Origin of the sequence: Streptomyces sp. CA-135486, assembly GCF_050936555.1 — a bacterium.
Classification (GTDB): Bacteria; Actinomycetota; Actinomycetes; order Streptomycetales; family Streptomycetaceae; genus Streptomyces.
Map to the genome: position 1 here is coordinate 1,109,716 of NZ_JBNJMM010000001.1, position 23,567 is coordinate 1,133,282.

Sequence of the window (23,567 nt, forward strand, 5' to 3'; positions counted from 1 at the left end):
TCACTCCCGGCGGGCGCCCCTGTTCCCGGGGCGATTGGCCACCCAGACACGGATCGTGTCCTCGTACCAGTACGGCTTGCCGGTCTCCACATGGTCGGGCGGCGGGAGAAGGCCGTGCTTGCGGTAGGAGCGAACCGTGTCCGGCTGCACCCGGATGTGCGCGGCGATCTCCTTGTAGGACCAGAGTCTTCTGTCCGTCATGGGTGTGGCACCTCCCTGCGTGCGCAACAGCGGCGGCCGGGGGGACCGTCGGGGGAGCTGCAGCGCAGACGCTGGCGATCACTGAGCCTGTGCCCGTTGAACGAATGCGCTGAGGTGGAGGGGCGGGCTGTCGATCGGCTGTGACAGAAGACCCGCGTAATGGAGACATGCGTGACGAGGAGGGGACAACCACGACGGAGCTGGCCCGATAGCGTCACGCGCCGCAAGAGCGCAGGAAACGGCGGGTTCGCTGGGCGATCGGGAAGGGTTTGTCCGGCGGGCAGGGGTACATGTCCTGCTCGACGATGGCGAAGAGTTCGACGTCCAGCGCCTGCGCCGCCGCCAGTACGGGCTCCAGTGCGGGCACCCCGGCCGGCGGCTCGCACATCACGCCCTTGCCGACGGCCGGCCCGAACGGCACCTCGTCCGCGACCACTTCGGCGAGGATCTCCGGGTCCACCTGCTTGAGGTGGAGGTAGCCGATCCGCTCCCCGTAGGTCTCGATCAGCTTGACGCTGTCGCCGCCGCAGTAGGCGTAGTGCCCGGTGTCCAGACAGAGCGAGACCAGTTCGGGGTCCGTGGCGTCGAGGAAGCGGCTGACGTTCTCCTCGCTGTCGATATGGGTGTCCGCGTGCGGATGGACCACGATCCTCAGTCCGTACCGTTCACGTACCTCGCGGCCCAGCCGCTCGGTCTGGCGGGTGAGATCGCGCCATTGCGCGGGGGTCAGGGTGCGGTCCTCCAGCACCTGCCCGGTCTTGTCGTCGCGCCAGAAGGAGGGGATGACGACGAGATGCTCCGCGCCCATGGCCTGGGTGAGCGCCGCGATGTCGGAGACATGCGCCCAGGTCTTCCCCCACACGGCCGGTCCATGGTGCAGTCCGGTGAAGACGGTCCCGGCCGAGACCTTGAGCCCGCGCCGGGCCGTCTCCTCGGTGAGACGGGCGGCGTCGCTCGGGAGATAGCCGTACGGGCCGAGCTCGATCCACTCGTAGCCGGCCTCGGCGACCTCGTCGAGGAAGCGCTGCCAGGGGACCTGCTGAGGGTCGTCGGGGAACCACACCCCCCAGGAGTCGGGGGCCGAGCCGACCCGGATGCGGTTCAGGGAGGGGACGGTGGAGGTCATGCCGAGCAGCTTTCCGGCCGCCGGAGAAGGGTGTCAAGGCTTCGTCCGAATGTAAGGACAAAATGTTGACAGGGTTCATGGAGGACCACTAGACCTGAGCACAGCCGGCGTCGAACCGAAGGGACGCGCATGCCTCAGCCGTACGACGTGATCACGATGGGCCGGATCGGGGTGGACCTCTATCCGCTGCGGACCGGGGTCCCGTTGGCGCAGGTCGACACGTTCGGGAAGTTCCTCGGCGGCTCGGCCACCAACGTCGCGGTCGGCGCTGCCCGGCTCGGCCGGCGGACGGCGGTGATCACCCGCACCGGCCGGGACGCCTTCGGGGAGTATCTCCACCAGGCACTGAGGGAGTTCGGGGTCGACGACCGCTGGGTGACGCCGGTGGCCGCCTACCCGACGCCGGTCACCTTCTGCGAGATCTTCCCGCCGGACAACTTCCCGCTCTACTTCTACCGGCAGCCAAAGGCCCCCGACCTGGACATCCACGACGATGAGCTGGACCTGGCGGAGATCCGCGCGGCGCGTGTGTTCTGGATGACCGGGACCGGGCTGTGCGCCGAGCCGAGCCGTACGGCGACGCTCGCGGCGCTTGCCCACCGGGACCGCTCCGGTACGACCGTCTTCGACCTCGACTGGCGGCCGATGTTCTGGACGGATCCGGACGAGGCGCGGCCGTACTACGCCGAGGCACTGGCGCACGCGACCGTCGCTGTCGGCAATCTCGAGGAGTGCGAGATCGCCACCGGTGAGCGCGAGCCGCACGCGGCGGCCCGTGCGCTTCTCGCCGCCGGGGTCGAACTCGCCGTCGTCAAGCAGGGGCCCAAAGGCGTTCTCGCCGTCCACCGGGACGGCACGCAGGCCGAGGTCCCGCCCGTCCCCGTCGATGTGGTCAACGGGCTCGGCGCGGGCGACGCGTTCGGCGGGGCGCTCTGCCACGGTCTGCTCTCCGGCTGGGAGTTGGAGCGCATCATGCGGTACGCCAACGCTGCCGGGGCCATCGTGGCGGGCCGCCTCGCCTGCTCCACGGCGATGCCGTACGCGGCCGAGGTCGAACAGGTCCTCTCCGGCGCCCCGGTCCCACCCTCCCCGACCTCGCCGCCCGGCGACGCGCCCGCGCGCCACTCGACCCCGCCGACACCCCCGCCGGCCCCAGTCCCGCCAGGAGCCACGCCGTGAGCCGCGTCGACATCGCCGAGCTCGTCGGGATCCGCACCCGCCACCCCGAGGCCGTCGCCGAGGCCGCCACCCGTCGGCGCAGACGGCCCCGGCTCATCGGCGACAGCGGGCGCCTGATGATCATCGCTGCCGACCACCCGGCCCGCGGCGCCCTCGCCGTCGGCGACCGCCCCCTCGCCATGGCCAACCGCCTCGACCTGCTCGAACGGCTCTGCCTGGCCCTCTCCCGCCCCGGCGTCGACGGTGTTCTCGCCACCGCCGACATTCTGGACGACCTGCTCCTCCTCGGCGCCCTCGACGACAAGGTCGTCATGGGCTCGATGAACCGCGGCGGCCTCGCGGGCGCCACCTTCGAGCTGGACGACCGCTTCACCGGCCACCGCGCCCAGGACCTCGACCGGCTCGGCTTCGACGCGGGCAAACTGCTGCTCCGCATCGACTACCAGGACCCGGGCTCCCTCGAAACGCTGCAGGCGACCGCCCGCGCCGTGGACGAGATGGCGGAGCGTCAGCTTCCCGTCTTCATCGAGCCGTTCATATGTCACCGGATCGACGGACAGCTCCGAAACGATCTCAGCGCCGAAGCAGTCACCCGGTCGATAGCCATCGCGTCCGGGCTTGCCGGTACCTCCGCGTACACCTGGCTGAAGGTCCCCGTCACCGACGACCCCGACGACATGGCGGCCGTGATGGAGACCACGACCCTCCCCTCGGTCCTCCTCGGGGGCGAGGTCGGCGACGACCAGGACGGCGCGTACGAGAAATGGCGTGGTGCGCTGCAACTGCCCACAGTCCAGGGGCTGGTGGTGGGACGCTCGCTGCTCTATCCGGTCGACGGGGACGTTGTCGGGGCGGTCGATACGGCCGTAGGACTGCTGTAGGGGGTACGGAGAAGTCATGAGCGACCACGACGACAAGGGCCGTTACCTGCCGGCGGGCAGTGCGGCCGAGGGGCCCTACGCCCTCCGGATCGACCCCGAGCAGGCCCGCTGGGGTTACTCCAGCGTGCGTGTGCTGGAGCTGGCGCCGGGCGCCTCGCACTCCTTCGCCGCCGGGGACAGCGAGTGGATCGTGCTGCCGCTCAGCGGTGGCTGCACGGTGCACACGCAAGGCGAGTTTTTTGAACTGCAGGGCAGGGAAAGCGTGTTCAGCGGGGTCACGGACTTCGCCTACGTACCCCGAGACGCCCATGCACAGATTGCCTCCGGCGCGGGAGGCCGCTTCGCCCTGGCAGGAGCGAAGTGCGAGCGACGACTCCCCGCTCGCTACGGCCCCGCGCCGGAGGTGCCTGTCGAGCTGCGCGGCTCGGGCAGCTGTTCGCGACAGATCAACAACTTCGCGGCAGCGGACACCTTCGACTGCGACAAGCTCATCGCGGTGGAGGTGCTCACCCCCGGCGGCAACTGGTCCTCGTACCCGCCGCACAAGCACGACGAGCACCGCCCCGGCCTCGAGTCCGAGCTCGAAGAGATCTACTACTTCGAGATCGACCACGGTGGCGTCGGCTACCACCGGGTCTCGCCCTCCCGGCCCGGCGGTACGGACGTCCTCGCCGAGGTCCGCACCGGTGACGCCGTCCTCATCCCCGACGGCTGGCACGGTCCGTCCATCGCCCCGCCCGGCCGCGACATGTACTACCTCAATGTCATGGCGGGCCCGGGCGCGACCCGTGAGTGGCTGATCTGCGACCACCCGGAGCACGGCTGGATCCGCGACACCTGGCCGATGCAGCCCGTCGACCCCCGACTGCCCCTGTACGAAGCCGAAGCTGAAGCTGAAGCCGCGACCGAAGCCGAAACCGAGGAAGGCCCCCGATGAGCAGTACGCGCCGACTCACCGTCGCCCAGGCCCTCGTCGCCTTCCTCGCCCGCCAGTACACCGAACGCGACGGCCACCGCCACCGCCTGATCAACGCCACCTGGGGAATCTTCGGGCACGGCAATGTGGCCGGAATCGGCCAGGCACTCCTCGAGTCCGGCACCGACATGCCGTACGTCCAGGGCCGCAACGAACAGGCCATGGTGCACGCCGCCGTCGGCTACGCCCGCCAGTCCCGCCGCCTCTCCGCCCACGCCGTCACCACCTCCATCGGCCCCGGCGCCACCAACCTCGTCACGGGCGCGGCCCTCGCCACCATCAACCGGCTGCCCGTGCTCCTGCTGCCCGGCGACGTGTTCGCGACCCGCCCCGCCGATCCGGTCCTCCAGCAGCTCGAAGTCCCGTACGCGGGCGATGTGTCGGTCAACGACGCGCTGCGGCCGGTCTCCCGCTACTTCGACCGCATCACCCGTCCCGAGGCGCTGATCCCGGCCGCGCTGCAGGCGATGCGCGTCCTCGCCGACCCTGCCGAAACCGGCGCGGTCACGCTCGCGCTGCCGCAGGACGTGCAGGCCGAGGCGTACGACTGGCCGGAGGACTTCTTCGCCGAGCGCGTCTGGCACGTACGCCGTCCCCGGCCCGACCAGGACGCCCTCGACGCGGCCTGCCGCGCCCTGACCGCCGCCCGTCGGCCCCTGATCGTCGCCGGCGGCGGAGTCCACCACAGCGAGGCCGAGGACGCGCTGCGCACCTTCGCCGAGGCGACCGGCATCCCGGTCGCCTCCACCCAGGCCGGCAAGGGCTCCCTGCCGTACGACCACCGCTGCGACGTCGGCGGCATCGGCCACACCGGCACCGCGACGGCCGACGAGCTGGCCCGTACCGCCGATCTGGTGATCGGCGTCGGCACTCGCTGGTCCGACTTCACCACCGCATCCGCGACCCTCTTCCAGAACCCCGCGGTCCGGTTCCTGAACATCAACATCACCGGTTTCGACGCCCACAAGCTGGCCGGCCTCTCCCTGGCCGCGGACGCCCGCGCCGCCCTCGACGACCTCACGCGCGCGCTGGGCCCACGCCACCGGGTCGAGCCCGCGTACGAGACGGAGTACGCCGACGACAAGGAGCGCTGGGAGTACCGCGTCGATGCCGCGTACGAGGCCGAGGACCCGGACACCCGCCCCACCCAGCCCCAGGTGCTCGGCGTCCTCGACGGGCTCGTGACCGGGGACGACATCGTGATCAACGCCGCGGGCTCGCTGCCCGGTGATCTGCACAAGCTGTGGCGCGCCCGCAGCGCCGACCAGTACCACGTCGAGTACGGCTACTCCTGCATGGGATACGAGATCCCCGCGGCCATCGGCGTCGGGATGGCCGCGCCGGGCCGTCCCGTCTGGGCGCTCGTCGGCGACGGCACCTATCTGATGAATCCCACCGAGATCGTCACCGCTGTCCAGGAGAACATCCCCATCAAGGTGGTCATCCTGCAGAACCACGGGTATGCCTCCATCGGAGGCCTTTCCGAGTCCGTGGGCGCCGAGCGCTTCGGCACCGCCTACCGCCACCGGGCAGGCGACGGCACATACATCGGCGCGCCGCTCCCCGTCGATCTGGCTGCCAACGCGGCCGCGCTCGGGCTGCGCGTGATTCGCGCCAAGACGGTGCGTGACCTGCGTGAAGCGCTCGCTGAGGCGCGTGAGGCGACCGTTCCCACAGGTGTCTACGTCGAGACCGAAACGGCAGACACTGTGTCGGGCGCGCCCCCCGCGCAGGCGTGGTGGGATGTTCCAGTGGCCGAGACCGCGACCCGCTCGTCGGCGGTCAAGGCTCGGGAGGAGTACGACCGGCAAGTCGCAGCCCGACGCCGCCATCTCTGAAGGAGCACGAAATGAAGACCGTCAACCACTGGATCGGTGGCAAGACCGTCGAGGGCGCGTCCGGCAACTGGGGCCCGGTCACCGACCCGGCGACCGGCGCCGTCACCACTCAGGTCGCGCTGGCTTCGGCGGAGGAGGTCGACGCGGCCGTCACGGCGGCGAAGGAGGCCTACGCCACCTGGGGCACGTCCTCGCTCGCGCAGCGCACCTCGATCCTCTTCCGCTACCGCGCACTGCTGGACGCCAACCGGGACGCGATCGCCGAGCTGATCACCGCCGAGCACGGCAAGGTGCACTCCGACGCGCTCGGCGAGGTCGCCCGCGGTCTGGAGATCGTGGAGCTCGCCTGCGGCATCACCACCCAGCTCAAGGGCGAGCTGTCCACCCAGGTCTCCAACCGGGTCGATGTCTCCTCGATCCGCCAGCCGCTCGGCGTGGTCGCGGGCATCACACCGTTCAACTTCCCTGCGATGGTCCCGATGTGGATGTTCCCGCTGGCGATCGCCTGCGGAAACACCTTCGTACTGAAGCCGAGCGAGAAGGACCCGTCCGCGGCGAACCTGCTGGCGGAGCTGGCCGCCGAGGCGGGCCTGCCCGACGGCGTGCTCAATGTCGTGCACGGCGACAAGGTCGCGGTCGACGCGCTGCTCGCGCACCCGGACGTCGCCGCCGTCTCCTTCGTGGGCTCGACCCCGATCGCGCGCTACATCCACACCACCGCCTCCGCCAACGGCAAGCGCGTCCAGGCGCTCGGCGGGGCGAAGAATCACATGCTGGTCCTGCCGGACGCGGACCTGGACGCGGCAGCGGACGCGGCGGTCTCGGCGGCGTACGGCTCCGCGGGCGAGCGCTGCATGGCCATCTCCGCGGTCGTCGCGGTCAGCTCCATCGCCGACGAGCTGGTGGACAAGATCCGCGAGCGGGCCGAGAAGATCAAGATCGGCCCGGGCAACGACCCGGAGTCCGAGATGGGCCCGCTGATCACCAAGGCCCACCGGGACAAGGTCGCCTCGTACGTCACGGGCGCGGCGGCCCAGGGCGCGGACGTCGTCCTGGACGGCACGGGCCACACGGTCAACGGCTTCGAGGACGGGCACTGGATCGGCCTCTCGCTGCTGGACCGCGTCTCCACCGACTCGGACGCCTACCGCGACGAGATCTTCGGCCCGGTGCTGTGCGTCCTGCGCGCGGAGACCTACGAGGAGGGCGTGGCCCTGATCAACGCCTCGCCGTTCGGCAACGGCACGGCCGTCTTCACCCGCGACGGCGGCGCGGCCCGCCGCTTCCAGCTGGAGATCCAGGCGGGCATGGTCGGAGTGAACGTACCGATCCCGGTCCCGGTGGGCTACCACTCCTTCGGTGGGTGGAAGGACTCGCTCTTCGGCGACCACCACATCTACGGCAACGACGGCGTGCACTTCTACACCCGCGGCAAGGTCGTCACGACCCGCTGGCCGGACCCGTCCGAGGGCCACATCGGCGTGGACCTGGGCTTCCCGCGCAACCACTGACGGCACCCCGGCCCGTACGGACTTCTCCTCCGTACGGACTTCTCATCCGTACGGGCCGGGCCCGCTCAGTACGCTTCGTCCAACTCAAGAACAACAAGCCGCAGTTCACGCGCGGCACGCCGCGGCAGCGCCCGCATCGCGCCTTCGAGATTCTCCCGCGCCCGGAGAGGATCCCCGCAGCACAACCACTCTGTGCAGCCGGGATGGTCTGGATCGTAGAGCCGGTGATACGCCCCGTACACGAAGCCCCGCCACTGCCGCAGCGACTCGTCCACGGCACCCGGCCAGAGGTAGTTACGGGTCCCCTCGATCCGGACGATCTCGTACAGAGTCTGCCGTGAGAGCCCGTGGATCGGATTCAGCTCGTTCTTCCGGAATCTGCGCCGCACCGCGAGCTCGGCACGCACACGCCGGGGCCGCCTACGCGGCATGACCCCCAGGGTTCTTGATCGTCATGGGCGCGATGCTACGGGTAACTGCCCGAGGGCCGCCATCGGTTACCAGGGACCACCACCATCCCGTGCACTGCACCACCTGGCCGCGGCCACCACCGCCACACCTTCGGCGGCCTCAGCTCCGCAGCGATCGCTGCGGAGGGCGTTGACGGTAGTAGCTGTACCGTAGAGCGGTCGCGGGCGGCCCGCCGATCCCGCCCGACGCTTACTTCCGTGAAGGCTCTCCATGAAGGCGCTTTTGTTCAGTGCCTCACCCGAGTTGCTTCGGGCCAAAGCAGTCGTATGTCGTGCCCGATGCGTGCCCGACAGGTCGGTCAGCCACGGTCAACAGCGGGTGCCAGCTCCATGGCACGCCCGGCACCGGTTGCCGCTGGTCAGGTCACCAGCAGCGCCAAGAAGCGTGCTGATTCCCAAGCTCAGGCCTCAGGCGAACGGCGAAATCCCCAAGCCTTCCAAGTGCGCGAGAGTTGCCTCAAGGCACGCGCCGGCGGACGCCTCATCTGACCTGAAGAACGACTCCGCGCCCAAGACACCACCGGAGACGATCACCATCCCAGCGATGCCCCCGTGATCTCTCACCGTCAGCCTTGAAGACCACCGAGCACCCCCGCTCGGCTAGCCACCCCATCAGTTCCACAACGTCCGCCCTCCAGGGGGATCATGCCAGCCACGGGGATGCGGCATCGTCGGGCAGTCTCGGGGCCCTACGAGGGCGACCAGGCGGAGCGACTGCACTGAGCACGCGGCTGCAGCAGCGCAGTACCGCAACTGCAGCAACCGTCCCCGTCCAGCCAACTGCTGCGGGCCGCCAAAGACCGCCTCTGCAGCGGTCCCGGGCCGTCGCGGGGCTACCGCCGTGGCGGCTTGCGCCCGTATGCAGCGCTGGTTGGGAACGCCTAGCAGCGGGGCAGCGTGCCGCTCTCCTTGGTGAGTTTGGTGCTGTGGGCCCAGCCTTCGGTATTCGTCCCATCGATACGGGCGTAGATCCACTTGTTGCCGTAGGCGTTGGTGATGTAGCAGTGGTAGTAGAGCTTCACACCGGTCTTGACCACGGTCACGTACTGGCATTCCGCGTACGGCCCGGTGTAGAGGTGGGACGTCTCAGCCAGGTAGCCGTAGCCGTCGCTGCGGTTCTCGTGGGCCCAGCCGGTGCAGGCCGTCGACACCGGGGTGGGCTCCTTCACCGTCGGGCTGGGCTTGGTCTCTGGGGAGGCCGACGGGCTCTCGGTCGGCTTGTCGCCTTCGACGCCGGGCTTCTTCGTGGGGCCCAGCTCCTCGTCCTCGTGACCGTCCGGCTCCTCCGAGGTCGACGGCTTCGAGGACGTGCCGGGAGAACCGGCGGACGACGCGGTGCTGCCCCCGGTCGACCCGGGGGCGTCCATGGGGGAGCCGACGCCGGGCGGCGTCGCCTGTGCGCCGTCCGTGGTCGTGCCGCCCTGTTGGGACGTCAGGGCGTAGGTGATGCCGGCGCCTGCGGCGAGGAGCACGACGGCGGCCGCTGCCGCGACGACGGTGCGGTTGCTGCCGCGCCGTGCGCGACGGGCTGCCGTCCGGCTCGTCTCGGGAGCGGGGACTCCGGCGTGGCCCGCGACCGGCGCGCCGTTCTGCGGCGGCGGCGGCAGGTCGGGCTGCGCGTAGCCGGCGTGCGGAGGCTCAGGCTGCGGGGCGGGCTGGGGGAACAGCGGGGGACCGAACCCGGGGACAGGTGCGGCGGCCGCAGCCCCGGGACCCACCGTGGGAGCGGGTGTCGGCGTCGGAGCGCCGGATGCGAGGTGCACCGTCCCGCCCGAGGCGATGCGCTCCAGCATGCCGCGCGCCTGTTCCGCGGTGGGCCGGTTCTCCGGCTCCTTCGCCATCAGCGCCTGGAGCACCGGCGTGAGCGGTCCCGCCCGGCGGGGCTCCGGCAGGGGCTCGGTGACGATCGCCGACAGGGTGGACCACGCGGACGTGCGGCGGAACGGCGAAGTGCCCTCCACGGCCGCGTAGAGCGTCATGCCGAGCGACCAGATGTCCGACGCGGGGCCGGGCTCCCTGCCCTGCGCGCGCTCCGGCGGCAAATAGTCGAGGGAACCAACGAGTTGACCGCTCTGGGTCAGCTTGGCCATGGCGTCGTCGCCGGAGGCTTCCATGCTGGCGATGCCGAAATCGGTGAGCACGACCCTGCCGCCGTGCTCGATCAGCACGTTTCCCGGCTTGACGTCCCGGTGGAGTACGCCGGCCCGGTGCGCGGCGTCGAGTGCGTCCATCAGCTTGGCGCCGATCGCGGCGGCTTCGCGCGGCTCCAGTGTGCCGCGCTCCGTCAGCACGTCGTCGAGCGAGGGTCCGTCGACGAGTTCCATGACGATGACCGGGAGGCCCTGCTCCTCGGTCACGTCGTGCACGGTGACCACGCCGCTGTGCCGGATACGTGCGGCGGCCTGTGCTTCCCGCTGCATCCGGGCCCGCACGTCGGCCAGTTCGGCTGCGGAGGTGTCGGTGAAAGCCCGCAGGACCTTGACGGCGACCTCTCGGTTCAGGAGTTCGTCCACCGCCCGGGCGACCACTCCCATGCCGCCGCGCCCGATCACGGAGGTCACCCGGTAACGCCCGCCGAGTACCTTGCCCGTCAGCTCTCCGCCATGCGCTTCCCCCGCGGTCACCGCACGCTCCGTTCCGTCGTTGTTCGTGAACCATCAATCCGAAGTCCTCAAGGGTAGAGGCAGGGGCGTGAGGGGAAGGCGGCGGCCGTGCGCAGGTATGTGGCTGCCCATCAGGGTTGTCGCCCATGGCGGGCACGGCGGTCCCTGGCCGTGCGTCTCGGCCGGCGTCAGATGTCAGAGCCGGGTGCCAACTTCCGCCGTCCAAGGGGAAGATCCGCCCTGGCTCAGCCGACCACCCGCCCCACCAGTACGGGGAACGGCGAACCGTCCCCAAGGCTTCGGCCGTGTGCAGTTGCGCGAGCCTGAATGTCCAAGGTGAACTGCGGCCATGACCAAAAGGACTATGAACACTGCTTGACTTGGCTCATTGTCGGGCCTCTCCACGGTGAGACGCTGCCGCTACGGGGCGCGTAGCGGCAATCCCACACGTGGACAACATCCGGATGGCAGAGCAGCGCAAGGGGCATGCCTGATTCGGTGGTGCGTCCTGGTTGCCGCGCCCTACTCTCTGAAGGTTGGGAAAGGCGGCTGGGGGACACGTGGATGCTGCGGCCATCGGTGCTCGACTTGCTTCGAGTGCTGTCGTGCCTTTGGTGAGAAAACTCTTCACCGCGGATGGGCCCGGGGCCGGTCTCGTCGACAGGCCGGTCAAGATCTCCGGGCTGGTCACATTCAGCGGAGAGAAGCGGAGTCTGGGTGAGAAGGAGCTGCAGAAGATCACAGCTGAGTTAGTCCGGCGTGCCGTCGTATCCGCAGGCGCCCATGAGCGGCCGGTCAGCGCTGATGAGGAAGAGGCCGTTGCTATCGCCTTGGCTCACACTGTGCAATGCCTGGGCAACCTGGAGATGGATGACGTACAGGCCGTACAGCTGGGGCACAAAGCGCTCGCCAAACGTTTGCGCGATACCGACCCCCGCACCACCTACCATCTGTCCGACGACGCCGCACGGCTGCACGACGTGCTGCTGGAGGTCGCCTGTCTCCACATCCTGCATTTCTTCACCCAGCGCTCCACGTTCGTCGCGCGCACCCTGGTCAGCCATAGCAGCCAGCTCGCCGATTCCATCGCGCGGATCGATCTGCTTCTTGAGCGCACCCCGTCGGTGCTCGCCGAGGACACCATCTTCGAGGCTCGTTACGCCGAGCACATCATCGACAAGCACGGCACCCTGACTATTTACGGCATCGACTTCACCAACTCCCCAGACGAATGGCCCCTGGACACCGCCTATCTCAGCTTGGAACTGGGCATGGACAAGCGCGGTCGCCAAGCCCCGATCCGCGCCGAGTACGTCTTGGCCGGGCGGGATCGGGTGCTGCTGCGCGGAGTCGCGGGTTCGGGTAAGACCACCCTGGTGCAGTGGCTGGCTGTGACCACTGCCCGCCAGGGGGCTGGCAATGGACGTCATCTGGCGCCCCTGTCCGGCCGTGTCCCCTTTGTTCTCGCGCTCCGTACTTTGACCCACCTGTGGCACGACCTCCCCACACCCGGCCGTTTCCTGGCCGCCGTCCGTAGTCCCCTGGCCGATGCGCAACCTCGCGGTTGGACCGACCGCGTCCTGCGTGCTGGACGTGGGTTGCTCCTGGTGGACGGTGTGGACGAAGTGCCGGAAAAGGTCCGTGACCGTACCAAGGTCTGGCTCCGCGATCTGATCTCTGCGTACCCGGACAACCTGTGGCTCATTACTTCCCGCCCGTCGGCCGTACGCGACCGATGGCTGGAGGCCCAGGGATTCACCGAGCTGTCGTTGGCTCCGATGAGCCGCGGCGATGTCACTCACTTCATCCGCCGCTGGCACACCGCTGCGCGCAGCGGTGATGACGCCGAGCGCCAGCTCCTGGACACCTACGAGCATTCACTGACGGCTGCGGTCCGCACCAAGGGAGACCTCTCCCGCCTGGCGACGAACCCGCTGATGTGCGGTCTCATCTGCGCGTTGCACCGAGACCGCCGCGGCTATCTCCCGCGTGCCCGCAAAGACCTCTACGACGCGGCCTTGTCGATGCTCCTCTCCCGTCGTGACATCGAGCGGGCTATGTCGGCCATAGACGGCATCGAACTCACCGAGGAACCCAAGACCCAACTTCTTCAGAGACTGGCCTATAAGTTCCTCCTGAACGGCAAGTCGGAACTTGAGCGAACCCAGGCCGAAAGAATCATCGCCCAGACCCTCCCCTCCGTCTCGGCCGCTGTCAGTCAGGGCACCGCGCAAGAGATCTTTCGTCACCTCTTGCTGCGCAGCGGTGTACTACGCGAACCCGTTCCCGGGACCATTGACTTCATCCACCGCACCTTCCAGGACTACCTCGGTGCCAAGGCGGCGGTAGAAGAGGGAGACCTGGCCCTTCTGGTCCTGCGTGCTGCGGACAGTCAGTGGGAAGACGTCATCCGCATGGCCATAGCCCACGCGCGCCCCAGTGAGCGCGCCGAGCTCCTGGCCGAACTCATTGCCCGCGGCGATACCGCCAACACACCACGACGCCGTACCCAGCTGCACCTGCTGGCCATGGCGTCCCTGGAGCACGCCACCCAGCTCGCTCCCTCGATCCGCACCGAGGTGGAGCGCCGCGCCAGTGCCCTGATCCCGCCCAAGGGCGTTTCAGAGGCGCGTGACCTGGCTCAGGTAGGACCGGTCGTCCTGGAGCTGCTTCCCGGACCCGACGGGTTGGAGCCGGAGGCAGCCTCTCTCACCGTGCAGACAGCGATGCTCATCGGGGGTGACGCCGCCATACCCATCCTCGCCCGCTATGCCAACTGCCCCGATCCAGGAGTTCGCACCCAGCTGGCCATCGCCTGGCACCACTTCGACACCGACCAGTACGCCGAAGACGTGATCTCCCAAATGACCGGGGACGACATCTACTTCGACGTAGTGACGCTGGCGGAACTCGGCGCCTTGCAAAACCTCGGCGGTCGCGCACGACTGCGTATCGGCGAAGGTCTGGGCTCCAACAACCTCTTGGCAGGCATCGTCCACCGCAAGCTCACCCACCTGTGGCTTCAGTCTGACCAATCCGTCACCTGGTACTGGCTGGCAGCCTTCTCGCAGCTTCACACCCTAATCCTCGACCACAGCCCCACGCCCGTGGATCTGTCCTCCCTGGCCGCCCACCCAACGCTGCGCACGATTGGCATACACCCGGACCAAATCCTGGTCGACGCAGGGGCACTGCACGAGCGTTTCGAGGTAATCGACGCCAGCAAGGTCAATGGAGCAACGTGACTCGGATGGACCTCACGGACGTCGAGTTGCAGCATTCGTTTTCTGGGGCCCCGCGATGTCCTGAGGTTCGCGCTCGTATGACCTGTGCCAGGTGCAGGTCACGGAATGAAGAGCGCGAGGCCATGACAGTTGCGAGGAAGATATGGCCCGGTCGGCCCGTCGTAGGGTCGTGTCCATCGACGAACCCGTTCAAGGCCACCGACTCAGGCGCACCCAGCTCATCGAAGAGCTCGTGCAGCGTGCCGCATGAGTGAGGAAGCCCTGAAAGCCCGGACTTGGCAACGTTGATCCGCGAAGTGTGCCTGCCGCAGAAAGGACTGTGAGCGAGGCTTGACATGGGTCTCCTGGTCAGGGCTCAGCGACGGGGCCGGTTGATCAGGTAGTCCACCGGTGCAGTCATCGAGCAGGAGCACGTGTGAGGGGTGCCGGTGCATGTGGCCCAAGCCGGGCCTCACTGACTCGCTGTGCCGAGCGGGTGCCCATCGGTCGGGTCGGCTTCGTGATCCAACAAGTTCGTGTGCCAGTTCCGCCACCACGGCACAAGCTGGACGAGGCCGAACGCCACCTCGATGGTGAAGAACAGCCACAGCAGCCGCATGGCACCGTGAGCCAGCGCGTACGCCTGCCATGCCGCGAACAGCGTGCGCGCGATGCCGTCGAGCAGTCCGTGCACCGGCAGCGGCCTGACGATGCGCAGGACGGCCCAGACGACCACGACCGAACCCATCAGATTCGCGTACAGGGTCTGCACCGGGTCGAGTTCGGGCAGCACGCCCAGCCCGAGTGCGTTGCCCAAAGATGACAGCGTGTCGTGCACCAGCGCGTACGTCCACGGCGTCGCGAATCCCGCCGTGACGAAGAGGTCGTACCAGGCGCTTGCGCGTACGACGCGAAGATAGGTGGGGGGTGCGGGGGCGAAAAGACGGATCACAACGAGGCTCCTGCTGGTCTCACGGCAGCGACGCCTCACGGTAAACAGTGGAGTACGCTCCAAGGTCAAGCTCATCATCCGACGGAGGGCTATGCGTATCGGAGAGCTGGCCGCGCAGGCGGGCGTGACCAGAGACACCATCCGGTTCTACGAGAAGGTCGGCCTCGTCGCAGGTCGGCGGCTGGCCAACGGGTATCGCGACTTTCCGCCCGAGGCAGTGGCCTGGCTGCACTATGTCCGCACCGCGCAGATGCTCGGATTCTCTCTGGCGGAGATCGCGCGGCACGGCGAAGAACTGAGCGAGGCGCCGGATGCTGCAGAAGCGCTGTCTGCACTGTTCGAGGAGAAGATCAAGGTCATCGACGTACGTATGGCCGAACTTGTCATCCTGCGGGCCGAACTCGCTACGCGCGTCGGCACTGGATGCCCCTTGCGGGCGGTCGGCCAACCCGGCTGACTACGTGGTTGAGAACGTCGCGGCCCTGACCGGTGACTGACCCCTGACCAGGTCACGACGCGCTCGCGCACCGGATCCACGCCCTCGTGCGGGACGGTGAACTGGACGCCGCGGGCAGGCTTCTGCCCGAGGAGCGTCCGTGCCCGGCTGGGCAGGAGCTCCTCGGGCAGTTGGCAGGCAAGGGCTAGAACAGCGAGTACAGCAGCTTGTTCGGCGAACCCGTACGCGGGTCCTGGACCTTGCCGTTCGTTGCGCCGTTCACCAGCATGTCCCGGACCTGGGCCGGGGTCGCCGTGGCGTGGGTCGACAGGTAGAGCGCCGCGACGCCCACCGTGTGCGGGGTGGCCATCGAGGTGCCGGAGATCGTGTTCGTCGCGGTGTCGCTGTCCTTCCACGACGACGTGATGTTCACGCCTGGCGCGAACAGGTCAAGACACGTTCCATAGTTGGAGAACGACGCCCGACGGTCCGCGCTGTCCGTCGCGCCGACCGTGATCGCCTCGGGGACGCGGGCCGGCGAGTAGTTGCACGCGTTCTGCGGCAGGCCCAGGATGTTGCCGTTGCCCGCGGCGATCGCGTAGCTGACGCCCGAGGCGATGGACTTCTTCACCGCGTTGTCGAGCGAGGTGCTCGCCCCGCCGCCCAGGCTCATGTTCGCGACCGCCGGCTTCTTCGCGTTGGCCGTCACCCAGTCGACGCCCGCGATGACCCCGGCCGTCGTGCCGGAGCCCTGGCAGTCCAGGACGCGGACGGCGATCAGCTTGACGCCCTTGGCGACGCCGTACGTCTTGCCGCCGACCGTGCCGGCGACATGCGTGCCGTGGCCGTTGCAGTCCTGGCCGTTCTGGCCGCCGCCCACCGTGTCCGTGCCGACGCTTGCGCGGCCGCCGAACTCGCTGTGGGTAGTGCGGATCCCGGTGTCGATGATGTACGCGTTCACATTCGACGCGGTCGTGTTGTAGGTGTACGTCTTGGACAGCGGCAGATTCCGCTGGTCGACGCGGTCGATGCCCCAGGTCGCGTTGGACTGGGTGGCGCTGAGGCGGACCGTTTCGTTCTGTTCGACGTACGCCACGCGCGGATCGGCGGCGAGCTTCGCGGCCTTCCCGCTGGACATCGTCGTGGAGAAGCCCTGGAAGACGTTGCGGTAGGTGAGTTTCGGCGTGACGCCCAGATCAGCGGCGCGTGTGGTGCCGTCCTTCAGGACGACGATCCAGCTGTTCTGTAGGGCAGTTGCAGTGGGAGCGAGACGAAGATCGCCGATGGGCGCGCTCTGCGCGGTGGGGGAGGCGGCGAACTGGAGACCGGCGGCAAGGGCGATTACGGGTATCAGCGCCCCGAAGCGTCGGGCAGTGGCTCTCATCTCGTGCACCTACCTTTCGTTGACCGTTAACGGACAAGTACGGGCGTGCATGGTGCCAGCAGCTGCATATGCGCTGACCAGGGTCTCGTGACGTGACGTGCGACACAAGACAGCATCGTCATGTGGCGGGTGACGGATCCACACATTGTGAACATCCGTCAGGCCATGAAAAGACGTCTTTGTCACCTTTGATTCCGCTTCGTCCATCTCGGGGTGCATACCGCGTCTGGTGTACGGCGACCGTGCTCCGTACTACTCGAGGAGGCTCCCCGGTTCCGCCTGGCGGCAGCCGAGAGTGCACAGGGGATCCGCTTAGGGTTTCAGGCATGCAGATCCGACTTCCCCGGCCGCGGGGCCGATGGCTCGCAGGCGTCGCCGCCGTTGCCGTCCTCGCCGGCGCGGGCACCTGGACCGCGGTCGCCGACGACGGCGCACCGGCCGTGCACCGTGAGGACCGGGTGCAGGAGATGCCCGGGGCGAAGATCGACACCTCCTACTTCACGACCGGCGGCACGAAGCGCCGGCCCGCCGTGCTTCTCGGACACGGTTTCGGCGGCAGCAAGGACGATGTACACGAGCAGGCCGAGAAGCTGGCCCGCGACGGATACGCCGTACTCACCTGGTCCGCGCGCGGCTTTGGCGGCTCCACCGGGCGGATCGGGCTCAACGACCCCGACTTCGAGGTCAAGGACGTCTCACGGCTCATCGACTGGCTGGCGAAACGGCCCGACGTACAGCTGGACGCCGACGGCGATCCGCGTGTCGGCGTCACCGGCTCCTCCTACGGCGGGGCGATCTCCCTGCTCGCGGCCGGGCACGACAAGCGCGTCGATGCGATCGCACCCCAGATCACCTACTGGAACCTGGCCGACGCGCTCTTCCCCGACGGCGTCTTCAAGAAGCTCTGGGCCGGAATCTTCTTCTCGACAGGCTCCGCGGGATCGGTGGGTGCGCCGGACGGCGCCGCATCTACCGAGGCGCCCGTGGGCGACAGCCCGAGCGGTGGGACGACGGGCGGGTCGGCGGGTGGTTCGGCCGGCAACAGCGCACCCGGAGCCGGTGCGGCCTCGCGCCCCGACAACCCGAGCGGCTGCGGGCGGTTCGAGCCCGCACTCTGCGCCATGTACGAGCGCGTCGCCGTCGCCGGAAAGCCCGACGCCGCGGCCCGGCGGCTCCTCGAACGCCGCAGCCCCTCCGCCGTCGGCGACCGCATCAAGGTTCCCGCGCTCATCGTGCAGGGCCAGGCCGACTCGCTCTTCCCGCTCGCGCACGCCGACGCCATGGCCAAGCGGATCACTGCCAACGGCGCGCCCGTCGCCGTCGACTGGATCGCCGGTGGCCACGACGGGGGTGACCGGGAGAGCGGCCGCATCGAGGGTCGTATCAGCAACTGGTTCGACCGCTACCTCAAGCAGGACAAGGGCGCGGACACCGGACCCGCCTTCCGTGTCAGCCGAACCGGAGGCGTTGACTCCACCGACGGCCGAGCGCTGCTGCGCGGCGCGACCGGCGACCGCTACCCCGGTCTGGCCAGCGGGGCTCGAGCGATCCCGCTCACCGGCCGCGAACAGCGCTTCGCCAACCCGGCGGGAGCCAACCCGCCCGCCATCTCCGCCGTCCCCGGTCTCAGCGGCGGGCTCACCCAGTTCTCCTCCCTCGGTCTCGGCCTCTCCCTAGACTTCCCCGGCCAGTCCGCCCGCTTCGACTCCGCGCCGCTGGCGCATTCGCTGCGGATCACGGGCTCTCCGACCGTCCGCGTCAAGGTTGCCTCCAGCAGCGGTGCCGCCGTCCTGTTCGGGAAGGTGTACGACGTCGGGCCCGACGGGCGCCGACAGGTGCTGCCCTCCCAGCTTGTCGCCCCGGTCCGGGTAGAGGGCGCCGAGCAGGGCAAGGACGTCCAACTGACCCTGCCCGCCGTGGACCACGAGGTCGACGCCGGACACCGGCTGCGCCTGGTCCTGTCCGCGACCGACCTCGGCTATGCCTCCCCGGCCGCCCCCGCCACGTACACCGTCTCCCTCCTCGGTGGCGGGGCTGCCGCGGGCGCGCTGACCGTGCCGACCGCGCCCGCCGTCAAGACCCAGGCCGCGGGACTGCCCTGGTGGACCTGGGCGCTCCCGGCCGCGGGCGCACTGCTCGCGGCAGCCCTGCTGCTCAGCGCCCGCCGCCGGGCGGTCGCCCCGGCGGCTGCGCCCGAGCTGGCCGAAGTGCCCCTGGAGATCACCGGGCTGACCAAGCGGTACGCCAAGTCCGCCGAGCGGTACGCCGTACGGGAGCTGTCCTTCCGTGTCGAGAAGGGCCAGGTGCTGGGCCTCCTGGGACCCAACGGCGCGGGCAAGACCACCACCTTGCGGATGCTGATGGGACTCATCCGGCCCGACGAGGGCGAGATCCGCGTCTTCGGCCACGCCATCCGCCCCGGCGCGCCCGTACTCTCGCGGGTCGGCGCGTTCGTCGAGGGCGCCGGCTTCCTGCCGCATCTGTCGGGCCGCGACAATCTGGAGCTCTACTGGCGGGCCACGGGCCGCCCCGCCGAGGACGCGCACATCGAGGAGGCCCTGGAGATCGCCGGCCTCGGCGACGCCCTCGCCCGTGCCGTACGCACCTACTCGCAGGGCATGCGGCAGCGCCTCGCCATCGCCCAGACCATGCTCGGCATGCCGGATCTGCTGATCCTCGACGAGCCGACGAACGGACTCGACCCGCCGCAGATCCGCGAGATGCGGGACGTGATGATCCGGTACGCGGCCGGGGGCCGGACCGTCATCGTCTCCAGTCACCTCCTTTCCGAGGTGGAGCAGTCCTGCACTCATCTGGTGGTCATGGACCGCGGCCGGCTGGTGCAGGCAGGACCGGTCGGTGAGATCACCGGCGGGAGCGACACGCTGCTCGTCACCACCGCCGGTGCGGTGCCGGAGCCGGTGATCGAGAAGATCGCCGCGCTGCCGGGGATCGGTTCGGCGTCCCGTACGGACGAAGGACTGCTCGTACGCCTCGACGGAGCCACCGCCACCGGCATGATCGCCGAACTCGTCCGTCTGGACGTGCCGTTGACCGGTGTCGGTCCGCACCGCCGCCTGGAGGATGCGTTCCTCACCCTGATCGGAGGATCCGCATGAGCACGCTGGCCGAGTCGGCCCCGGGCTACCGGGCACGCCACACGCTGCCGCTGCGGGTGGAGGCGGTACGGCAGCTGAAGCGCAGGCGGACGCTGGTGATGGCGGGGATCCTTGCCGCGCTGCCCCTCATCCTGATCGCTGCTTTCGCGATCGGCGGCACGCCGGACGGCGGGGACAGCGGCCGGGTGACCCTGATGGACACGGCAACCGCGTCCGGCGCGAACTTCGCCGCCACCTGTCTGTTCGTCTCGGCGGGCTTTCTGTTGGTGGTGCCGGTGGCGCTGTTCCACGGGGACACCGTGGCCTCGGAGGCGAGCTGGTCCTCTCTGCGCTATCTGCTGGCCGCCCCCGTCCCGCGCTCCCGGCTGCTGTGGTCCAAGCTGGCGGTGGCGCTCGGCTTCAGCGCGGCGGCGATGGTGCTGCTGCCGCTGGTCGGTCTGGCGGCGGGGACCTTGGCATACGGCTGGGGCCCGCTGAAGCTGCCCACGGGTGGCGGCTCCCTGGCCGCCGGCGACTCAGTGGCGCGTCTTGCGCTGGTCGTGGCGTTCATCTTCGTCTCCCAACTGGTCACGGCAGGGCTTGCGTTCTGGCTGTCCACCAAGACCGACGCCCCGCTGGGCGCGGTCGGCGGAGCGGTCGGACTGACGATCATCGGCAATGTGCTGGACGCGGTCACGGCGCTCGGTTCGTGGCGGGATGTGCTGCCCGCCCACTGGCAGTTCGCATGGATCGACGCGCTGCAGCCACAGCTGGAGTGGAACGGCATGGTGAAGGGCGCTGCGGTGTCGGTGACATACGCCCTGGTGCTGTTCGCACTGGCCTTCCGGAATTTCTCCCGCAAGGACATCGTGTCGTAGCTCGCGCCCGGGCCTCGCAGCCGCCGCAGTGCCCAGCCCCGACGCTGGGTCTGGCTCTGACGGCGCCAGGTCCGACTGGGCTGAGCGCTGGTGTGCCCAGGTCCGATCAGATCCAGCCTCGACGAGCTGCTTCCGCACCCGCCCGGAAGCGGCTCGTCGTGCCGAGGGCGGTGAGCAGTTCACCGACGCGGCGGCTGTATGTACGCCCCGACATGCGGAGGCGGGTCGCGGCCGTCTCGTCCGTGAGGCCGGCCAGCAGGGCCTTGAGTACCGGTTGCAGATGGGCCGGCACGGCGTCGGCCACGGTATGTCGGGTCAGTTCGTGGCCGGTGTCCCACCAGGTGCGGTGGGCGCGGACCAGAGCCTGGACGACCACGGGGTCGCGGATCAGCAGAACGCCGTTGTACAGCAGCTCCAGATCGAGGGGCACAGCCGCCACCGACCGGTCCGCGACGAGCATCTTGAACGGGATGCTGTCCGTCACCCGGGCCGCGCCGGGGCTGCGCCACGGCTCCGTGAGATGGGTCAGCCCGTGCCTGGGTGCGATCCGTCGTACTGTCGCGGTCTGTTCGGCGGCCGTGCGCACGCACGCGCCCGCGAATTCCAGAAAGGGTTCCGGGATGCCGTGGCCCAGCGCGCCCGCCGGATTGTCGAAACTGAGGAGCTCATGGCGCGCGGAACGGACCAGGCCGGTCAGCGCCGCGCGCACCTGTGGCACTCCTTGAACCTGCTGTCCCGGTGCGTCGCGCAGGACAGACCGCGAGACCTCCCGACCGAGCACGGAGCCCGGAACCACCCCCACTGCCATGACAGATCATCCCCCCGCCTTTCATGCAGGCACGCGGTCCGTCCCCCCGGATCCGCATACCACTTCATGTACGCACACGATTGCATGCGGTGACAAGATCCTCTTCAGGGACTGGCGAGTCATTGCCAGTGCCTTGGCTTCCGGCGCCGCGGCGATCACGCTGGAATGGGAAGAGGGCTGATCGAACACCGGTGCCACTGGGGGAGTTGTTCACCGGGCCGGGGCAACTCCGGACCGCCGGGACCGCCGTTGCCGCATTGAGATTCATCCGCAACTCCTTCGTCTGCTCCTTGGGGCCGTCTCGCACGTCACATTCACAAGTGCTGACGACCAGGGGAGTGAAGATGAAGCTTGGCTCAAGGGCGTGCGGGGGCTCACGGACGTACCGGAGAGTGGCCGCCGCGGTGCTGGCCGGCGGCATGCTGCTGACCACCGGCTGTGGCGGCGCCGGGGGAAGTACCGACCGGAGCTCCCACAGCGATGCAAAGCCCGCTCCCGCGCCGGTGGCGCCGGACGGCGGAGGGGGCGCGCCCGCGACGGGGGTTGACGGCGGAGCGGAGGGGCAGCGGCAGCGCGACGAAGCGCGGGAGTCCAAGCCTGTGGCGCCCGACTATCTGTCGACCTTTGCGCTCGACGTGGACACCGCCTCGTACGGCTACGCCCGTCGCACGCTGGAGGACGGGCAGCTGCCCCGGGCCGGTGACATCCGGCCCGAGGAGTTCATCAACAGCTTCCGGCAGGACTATCCGCGGCCCACGGGCGACGGCTTCTCGGTGACGGTGGACGGTGCGCGGCCGCAGAGTGCGGACGGCGAGATCAGCGGGCAGGGCGGAGGGGAGGCCGGCAGTGAGGCAGGCGGTGCGGACTGGTCGCTGGTGCGTGTGGGGCTCGCCACCCGCACATCCGACCGCAAGGGGGAACGGCCGCCCGCTGCCTTGACGTTCGTCATCGACATCTCCGGCTCGATGGCCGAACCGGGCCGGCTCGACCTGGTCAAGGAGTCGCTGGGGATCCTCACCGACCAGTTGCGCGACGACGACTCGATCGCACTGGTCACCTTCAGCGACGAGGCCAAGACGCGGCTGCGGATGACCCGGCTCGACGGCAACCGCGACCGGATCCACTCGGTCATCGACAGTCTGGAGCCCACCGACTCCACCAATGTCGAGGCGGGGGTGAAGACGGGCTACGACGAGGCCGTCGAGGGCCGTCGGCGCGGAGCCACCAACCGGGTGGTGCTCCTCTCCGATGCGCTGGCCAACACCGGTGAGACCGGGGCGGACGCGATCCTCGACCGGATCGACGGCGCGCGGCGGGAGTACGGCATCACGCTCTTCGGCGTCGGGGTCGGCAGTGAGTACGGCGATGCGCTGATGGAACGGCTCGCCGACAAGGGCGACGGGCACACCACGTATGTGTCCTCCAGTGAGCAGGCAAGGAAGGTCTTCGTCGAGCAGCTGCCCACCCATGTCGAACTGCGCGCGCGGGACGCCAAGGCCCAGGTGGCGTTCGACCCGAAGACGGTCAAGCAGTTCCGGCTCATCGGATACGAGAACCGCGCGGTCGCGGACGAGGACTTCCGCAACGACCGGGTGGACGGCGGCGAGGTGGGCCCGGGCCACACGGTGACGGCGCTCTATGCCGTACGGCTGAGGGAGGGTGCGAGCGGGCATCTCGCGACGGCGACCGTGCGCTGGCTGGACCCGGGGACGCGGGCGCCGCACGAGCAGACGGGCTCGATCGAGACGGACGCGGTGGACGGCGCGCTGTGGGACGGCAGTTCCAAGAGGCTCCAGGTCACTGCGGTGGCGGCGTACTTCGCGGAGTCGCTGAGGGGTGGTTCGATGCCGGGGGCGCCGGGGTTGGGGACGCTTGCCGAGCGGGCAAGGAAGCTGGCGACCGCGACGGAGGACAGCACGGTGCGGCAGTTGGCGGATGCGATTGACCGGGCCCGGAGGCTGCGGGACTGAGGAGCCGGCCACGGCGCGGTTTCAGGGGGCCG

General features: G+C 69.3%; 17 protein-coding genes. 10 read left to right on the top strand and 7 right to left on the bottom strand.

Annotated features, from left to right (window positions below; all coding sequences use genetic code 11):
- Both ACQEVG_RS05075 and ACQEVG_RS05080 read right to left on the bottom strand, forming a co-directional pair.
- The gene (locus ACQEVG_RS05075) at positions 1-201 is read right to left on the bottom strand and encodes a helix-turn-helix transcriptional regulator (RefSeq protein ID WP_432977623.1); all 201 of its coding nucleotides are present in this window, start codon (positions 199-201) and stop codon (positions 1-3) included.
- Positions 202-415: 214 nt separating this feature from the next.
- Positions 416-1,327 (bottom strand): sugar phosphate isomerase/epimerase family protein, encoded by a 912-nt coding sequence (locus ACQEVG_RS05080; protein ID WP_432977626.1) that lies wholly within the window; start codon positions 1,325-1,327, stop codon positions 416-418.
- A 129-nt stretch (positions 1,328-1,456) separates the two neighbouring features.
- Here ACQEVG_RS05080 and iolC point away from each other — a divergent pair, with 129 nt between their 5' ends.
- From iolC to mmsA, 5 genes are read left to right on the top strand one after another with little or no spacing between them, the layout of a single operon-like run.
- Positions 1,457-2,506, top strand: coding sequence for a 5-dehydro-2-deoxygluconokinase (iolC, locus tag ACQEVG_RS05085; RefSeq protein ID WP_432977629.1), 1,050 nt, complete (start codon positions 1,457-1,459; stop codon positions 2,504-2,506).
- Entirely contained in the window at positions 2,503-3,387 is an 885-nt protein-coding gene (locus ACQEVG_RS05090; RefSeq protein WP_432977632.1) for a Cgl0159 family (beta/alpha)8-fold protein, read from the top strand. Before iolC ends, ACQEVG_RS05090 begins: the two co-directional genes overlap by 4 nt.
- Positions 3,388-3,403: 16 nt before the next feature.
- Positions 3,404-4,324: a 5-deoxy-glucuronate isomerase gene (gene iolB, locus ACQEVG_RS05095; RefSeq protein ID WP_432977635.1), complete on the top strand. Its 921-nt coding sequence runs from the start codon at positions 3,404-3,406 to the stop codon at positions 4,322-4,324.
- Positions 4,321-6,201: a 3D-(3,5/4)-trihydroxycyclohexane-1,2-dione acylhydrolase (decyclizing) gene (iolD, locus tag ACQEVG_RS05100; RefSeq protein ID WP_432977638.1), complete on the top strand. Its 1,881-nt coding sequence runs from the start codon at positions 4,321-4,323 to the stop codon at positions 6,199-6,201. Before iolB ends, iolD begins: the two co-directional genes overlap by 4 nt.
- An 11-nt stretch (positions 6,202-6,212) precedes the next feature.
- Positions 6,213-7,712, top strand: coding sequence for a CoA-acylating methylmalonate-semialdehyde dehydrogenase (gene mmsA, locus ACQEVG_RS05105; RefSeq protein WP_432977641.1), 1,500 nt, complete (start codon positions 6,213-6,215; stop codon positions 7,710-7,712).
- Positions 7,713-7,777: 65 nt separating this feature from the next.
- On the opposite strand, the gene ACQEVG_RS05110 is transcribed toward mmsA, so the two are convergent.
- Positions 7,778-8,143, bottom strand: a complete 366-nt coding sequence (locus tag ACQEVG_RS05110; protein ID WP_432977644.1) for a hypothetical protein — start codon at positions 8,141-8,143, stop codon at positions 7,778-7,780.
- Between the two features lie 920 nt (positions 8,144-9,063).
- On the bottom strand, positions 9,064-10,806 hold the full coding sequence (locus tag ACQEVG_RS05115; protein ID WP_432977647.1) for a protein kinase domain-containing protein: 1,743 nt from the start codon (positions 10,804-10,806) through the stop codon (positions 9,064-9,066).
- 539 nt (positions 10,807-11,345) lie between these two features.
- Between ACQEVG_RS05115 and ACQEVG_RS05120 the strand changes: the two genes are divergently transcribed.
- Positions 11,346-14,030 carry an NACHT domain-containing protein gene (locus tag ACQEVG_RS05120; RefSeq protein ID WP_432977650.1) on the top strand — a complete coding sequence of 895 codons (2,685 nt, stop codon included), beginning with the start codon at positions 11,346-11,348 and terminating at the stop codon, positions 14,028-14,030.
- A 451-nt stretch (positions 14,031-14,481) separates the two neighbouring features.
- Here ACQEVG_RS05120 and ACQEVG_RS05125 read toward each other — a convergent pair whose 3' ends face one another.
- On the bottom strand, positions 14,482-14,961 hold the full coding sequence (locus ACQEVG_RS05125; protein WP_432977653.1) for a hypothetical protein: 480 nt from the start codon (positions 14,959-14,961) through the stop codon (positions 14,482-14,484).
- Positions 14,962-15,052: 91 nt separating this feature from the next.
- On the opposite strand from ACQEVG_RS05125, the gene ACQEVG_RS05130 reads away from it, so the two are divergent.
- Positions 15,053-15,418: a MerR family transcriptional regulator gene (locus ACQEVG_RS05130; protein WP_432977656.1), complete on the top strand. Its 366-nt coding sequence runs from the start codon at positions 15,053-15,055 to the stop codon at positions 15,416-15,418.
- Between the two features lie 184 nt (positions 15,419-15,602).
- On the opposite strand, the gene ACQEVG_RS05135 is transcribed toward ACQEVG_RS05130, so the two are convergent.
- A complete protein-coding gene (locus ACQEVG_RS05135; RefSeq protein ID WP_432977659.1) occupies positions 15,603-16,790 on the bottom strand; it encodes a S8 family peptidase in 1,188 nt (395 codons plus the stop codon).
- A 317-nt stretch (positions 16,791-17,107) separates the two neighbouring features.
- Between ACQEVG_RS05135 and ACQEVG_RS05140 the strand changes: the two genes are divergently transcribed.
- Entirely contained in the window at positions 17,108-19,900 is a 2,793-nt protein-coding gene (locus ACQEVG_RS05140; RefSeq protein ID WP_432977662.1) for an alpha/beta fold hydrolase, read from the top strand.
- On the top strand, positions 19,897-20,757 hold the full coding sequence (locus tag ACQEVG_RS05145) for an ABC transporter permease (RefSeq protein WP_432977665.1): 861 nt from the start codon (positions 19,897-19,899) through the stop codon (positions 20,755-20,757). Before ACQEVG_RS05140 ends, ACQEVG_RS05145 begins: the two co-directional genes overlap by 4 nt.
- Before the next feature lie 106 nt (positions 20,758-20,863).
- Here the strand turns inward: ACQEVG_RS05145 and ACQEVG_RS05150 are convergent, their stop codons facing one another.
- Complete coding sequence (locus ACQEVG_RS05150; RefSeq protein WP_432977668.1) at positions 20,864-21,466, bottom strand: DNA-binding response regulator; 603 nt, start codon at positions 21,464-21,466, stop codon at positions 20,864-20,866.
- A gap of 443 nt (positions 21,467-21,909) precedes the next feature.
- Here ACQEVG_RS05150 and ACQEVG_RS05155 point away from each other — a divergent pair, with 443 nt between their 5' ends.
- Positions 21,910-23,535, top strand: coding sequence for a YfbK domain-containing protein (locus ACQEVG_RS05155; protein WP_432977671.1), 1,626 nt, complete (start codon positions 21,910-21,912; stop codon positions 23,533-23,535).
- Positions 23,536-23,567 lie beyond the last annotated feature (32 nt).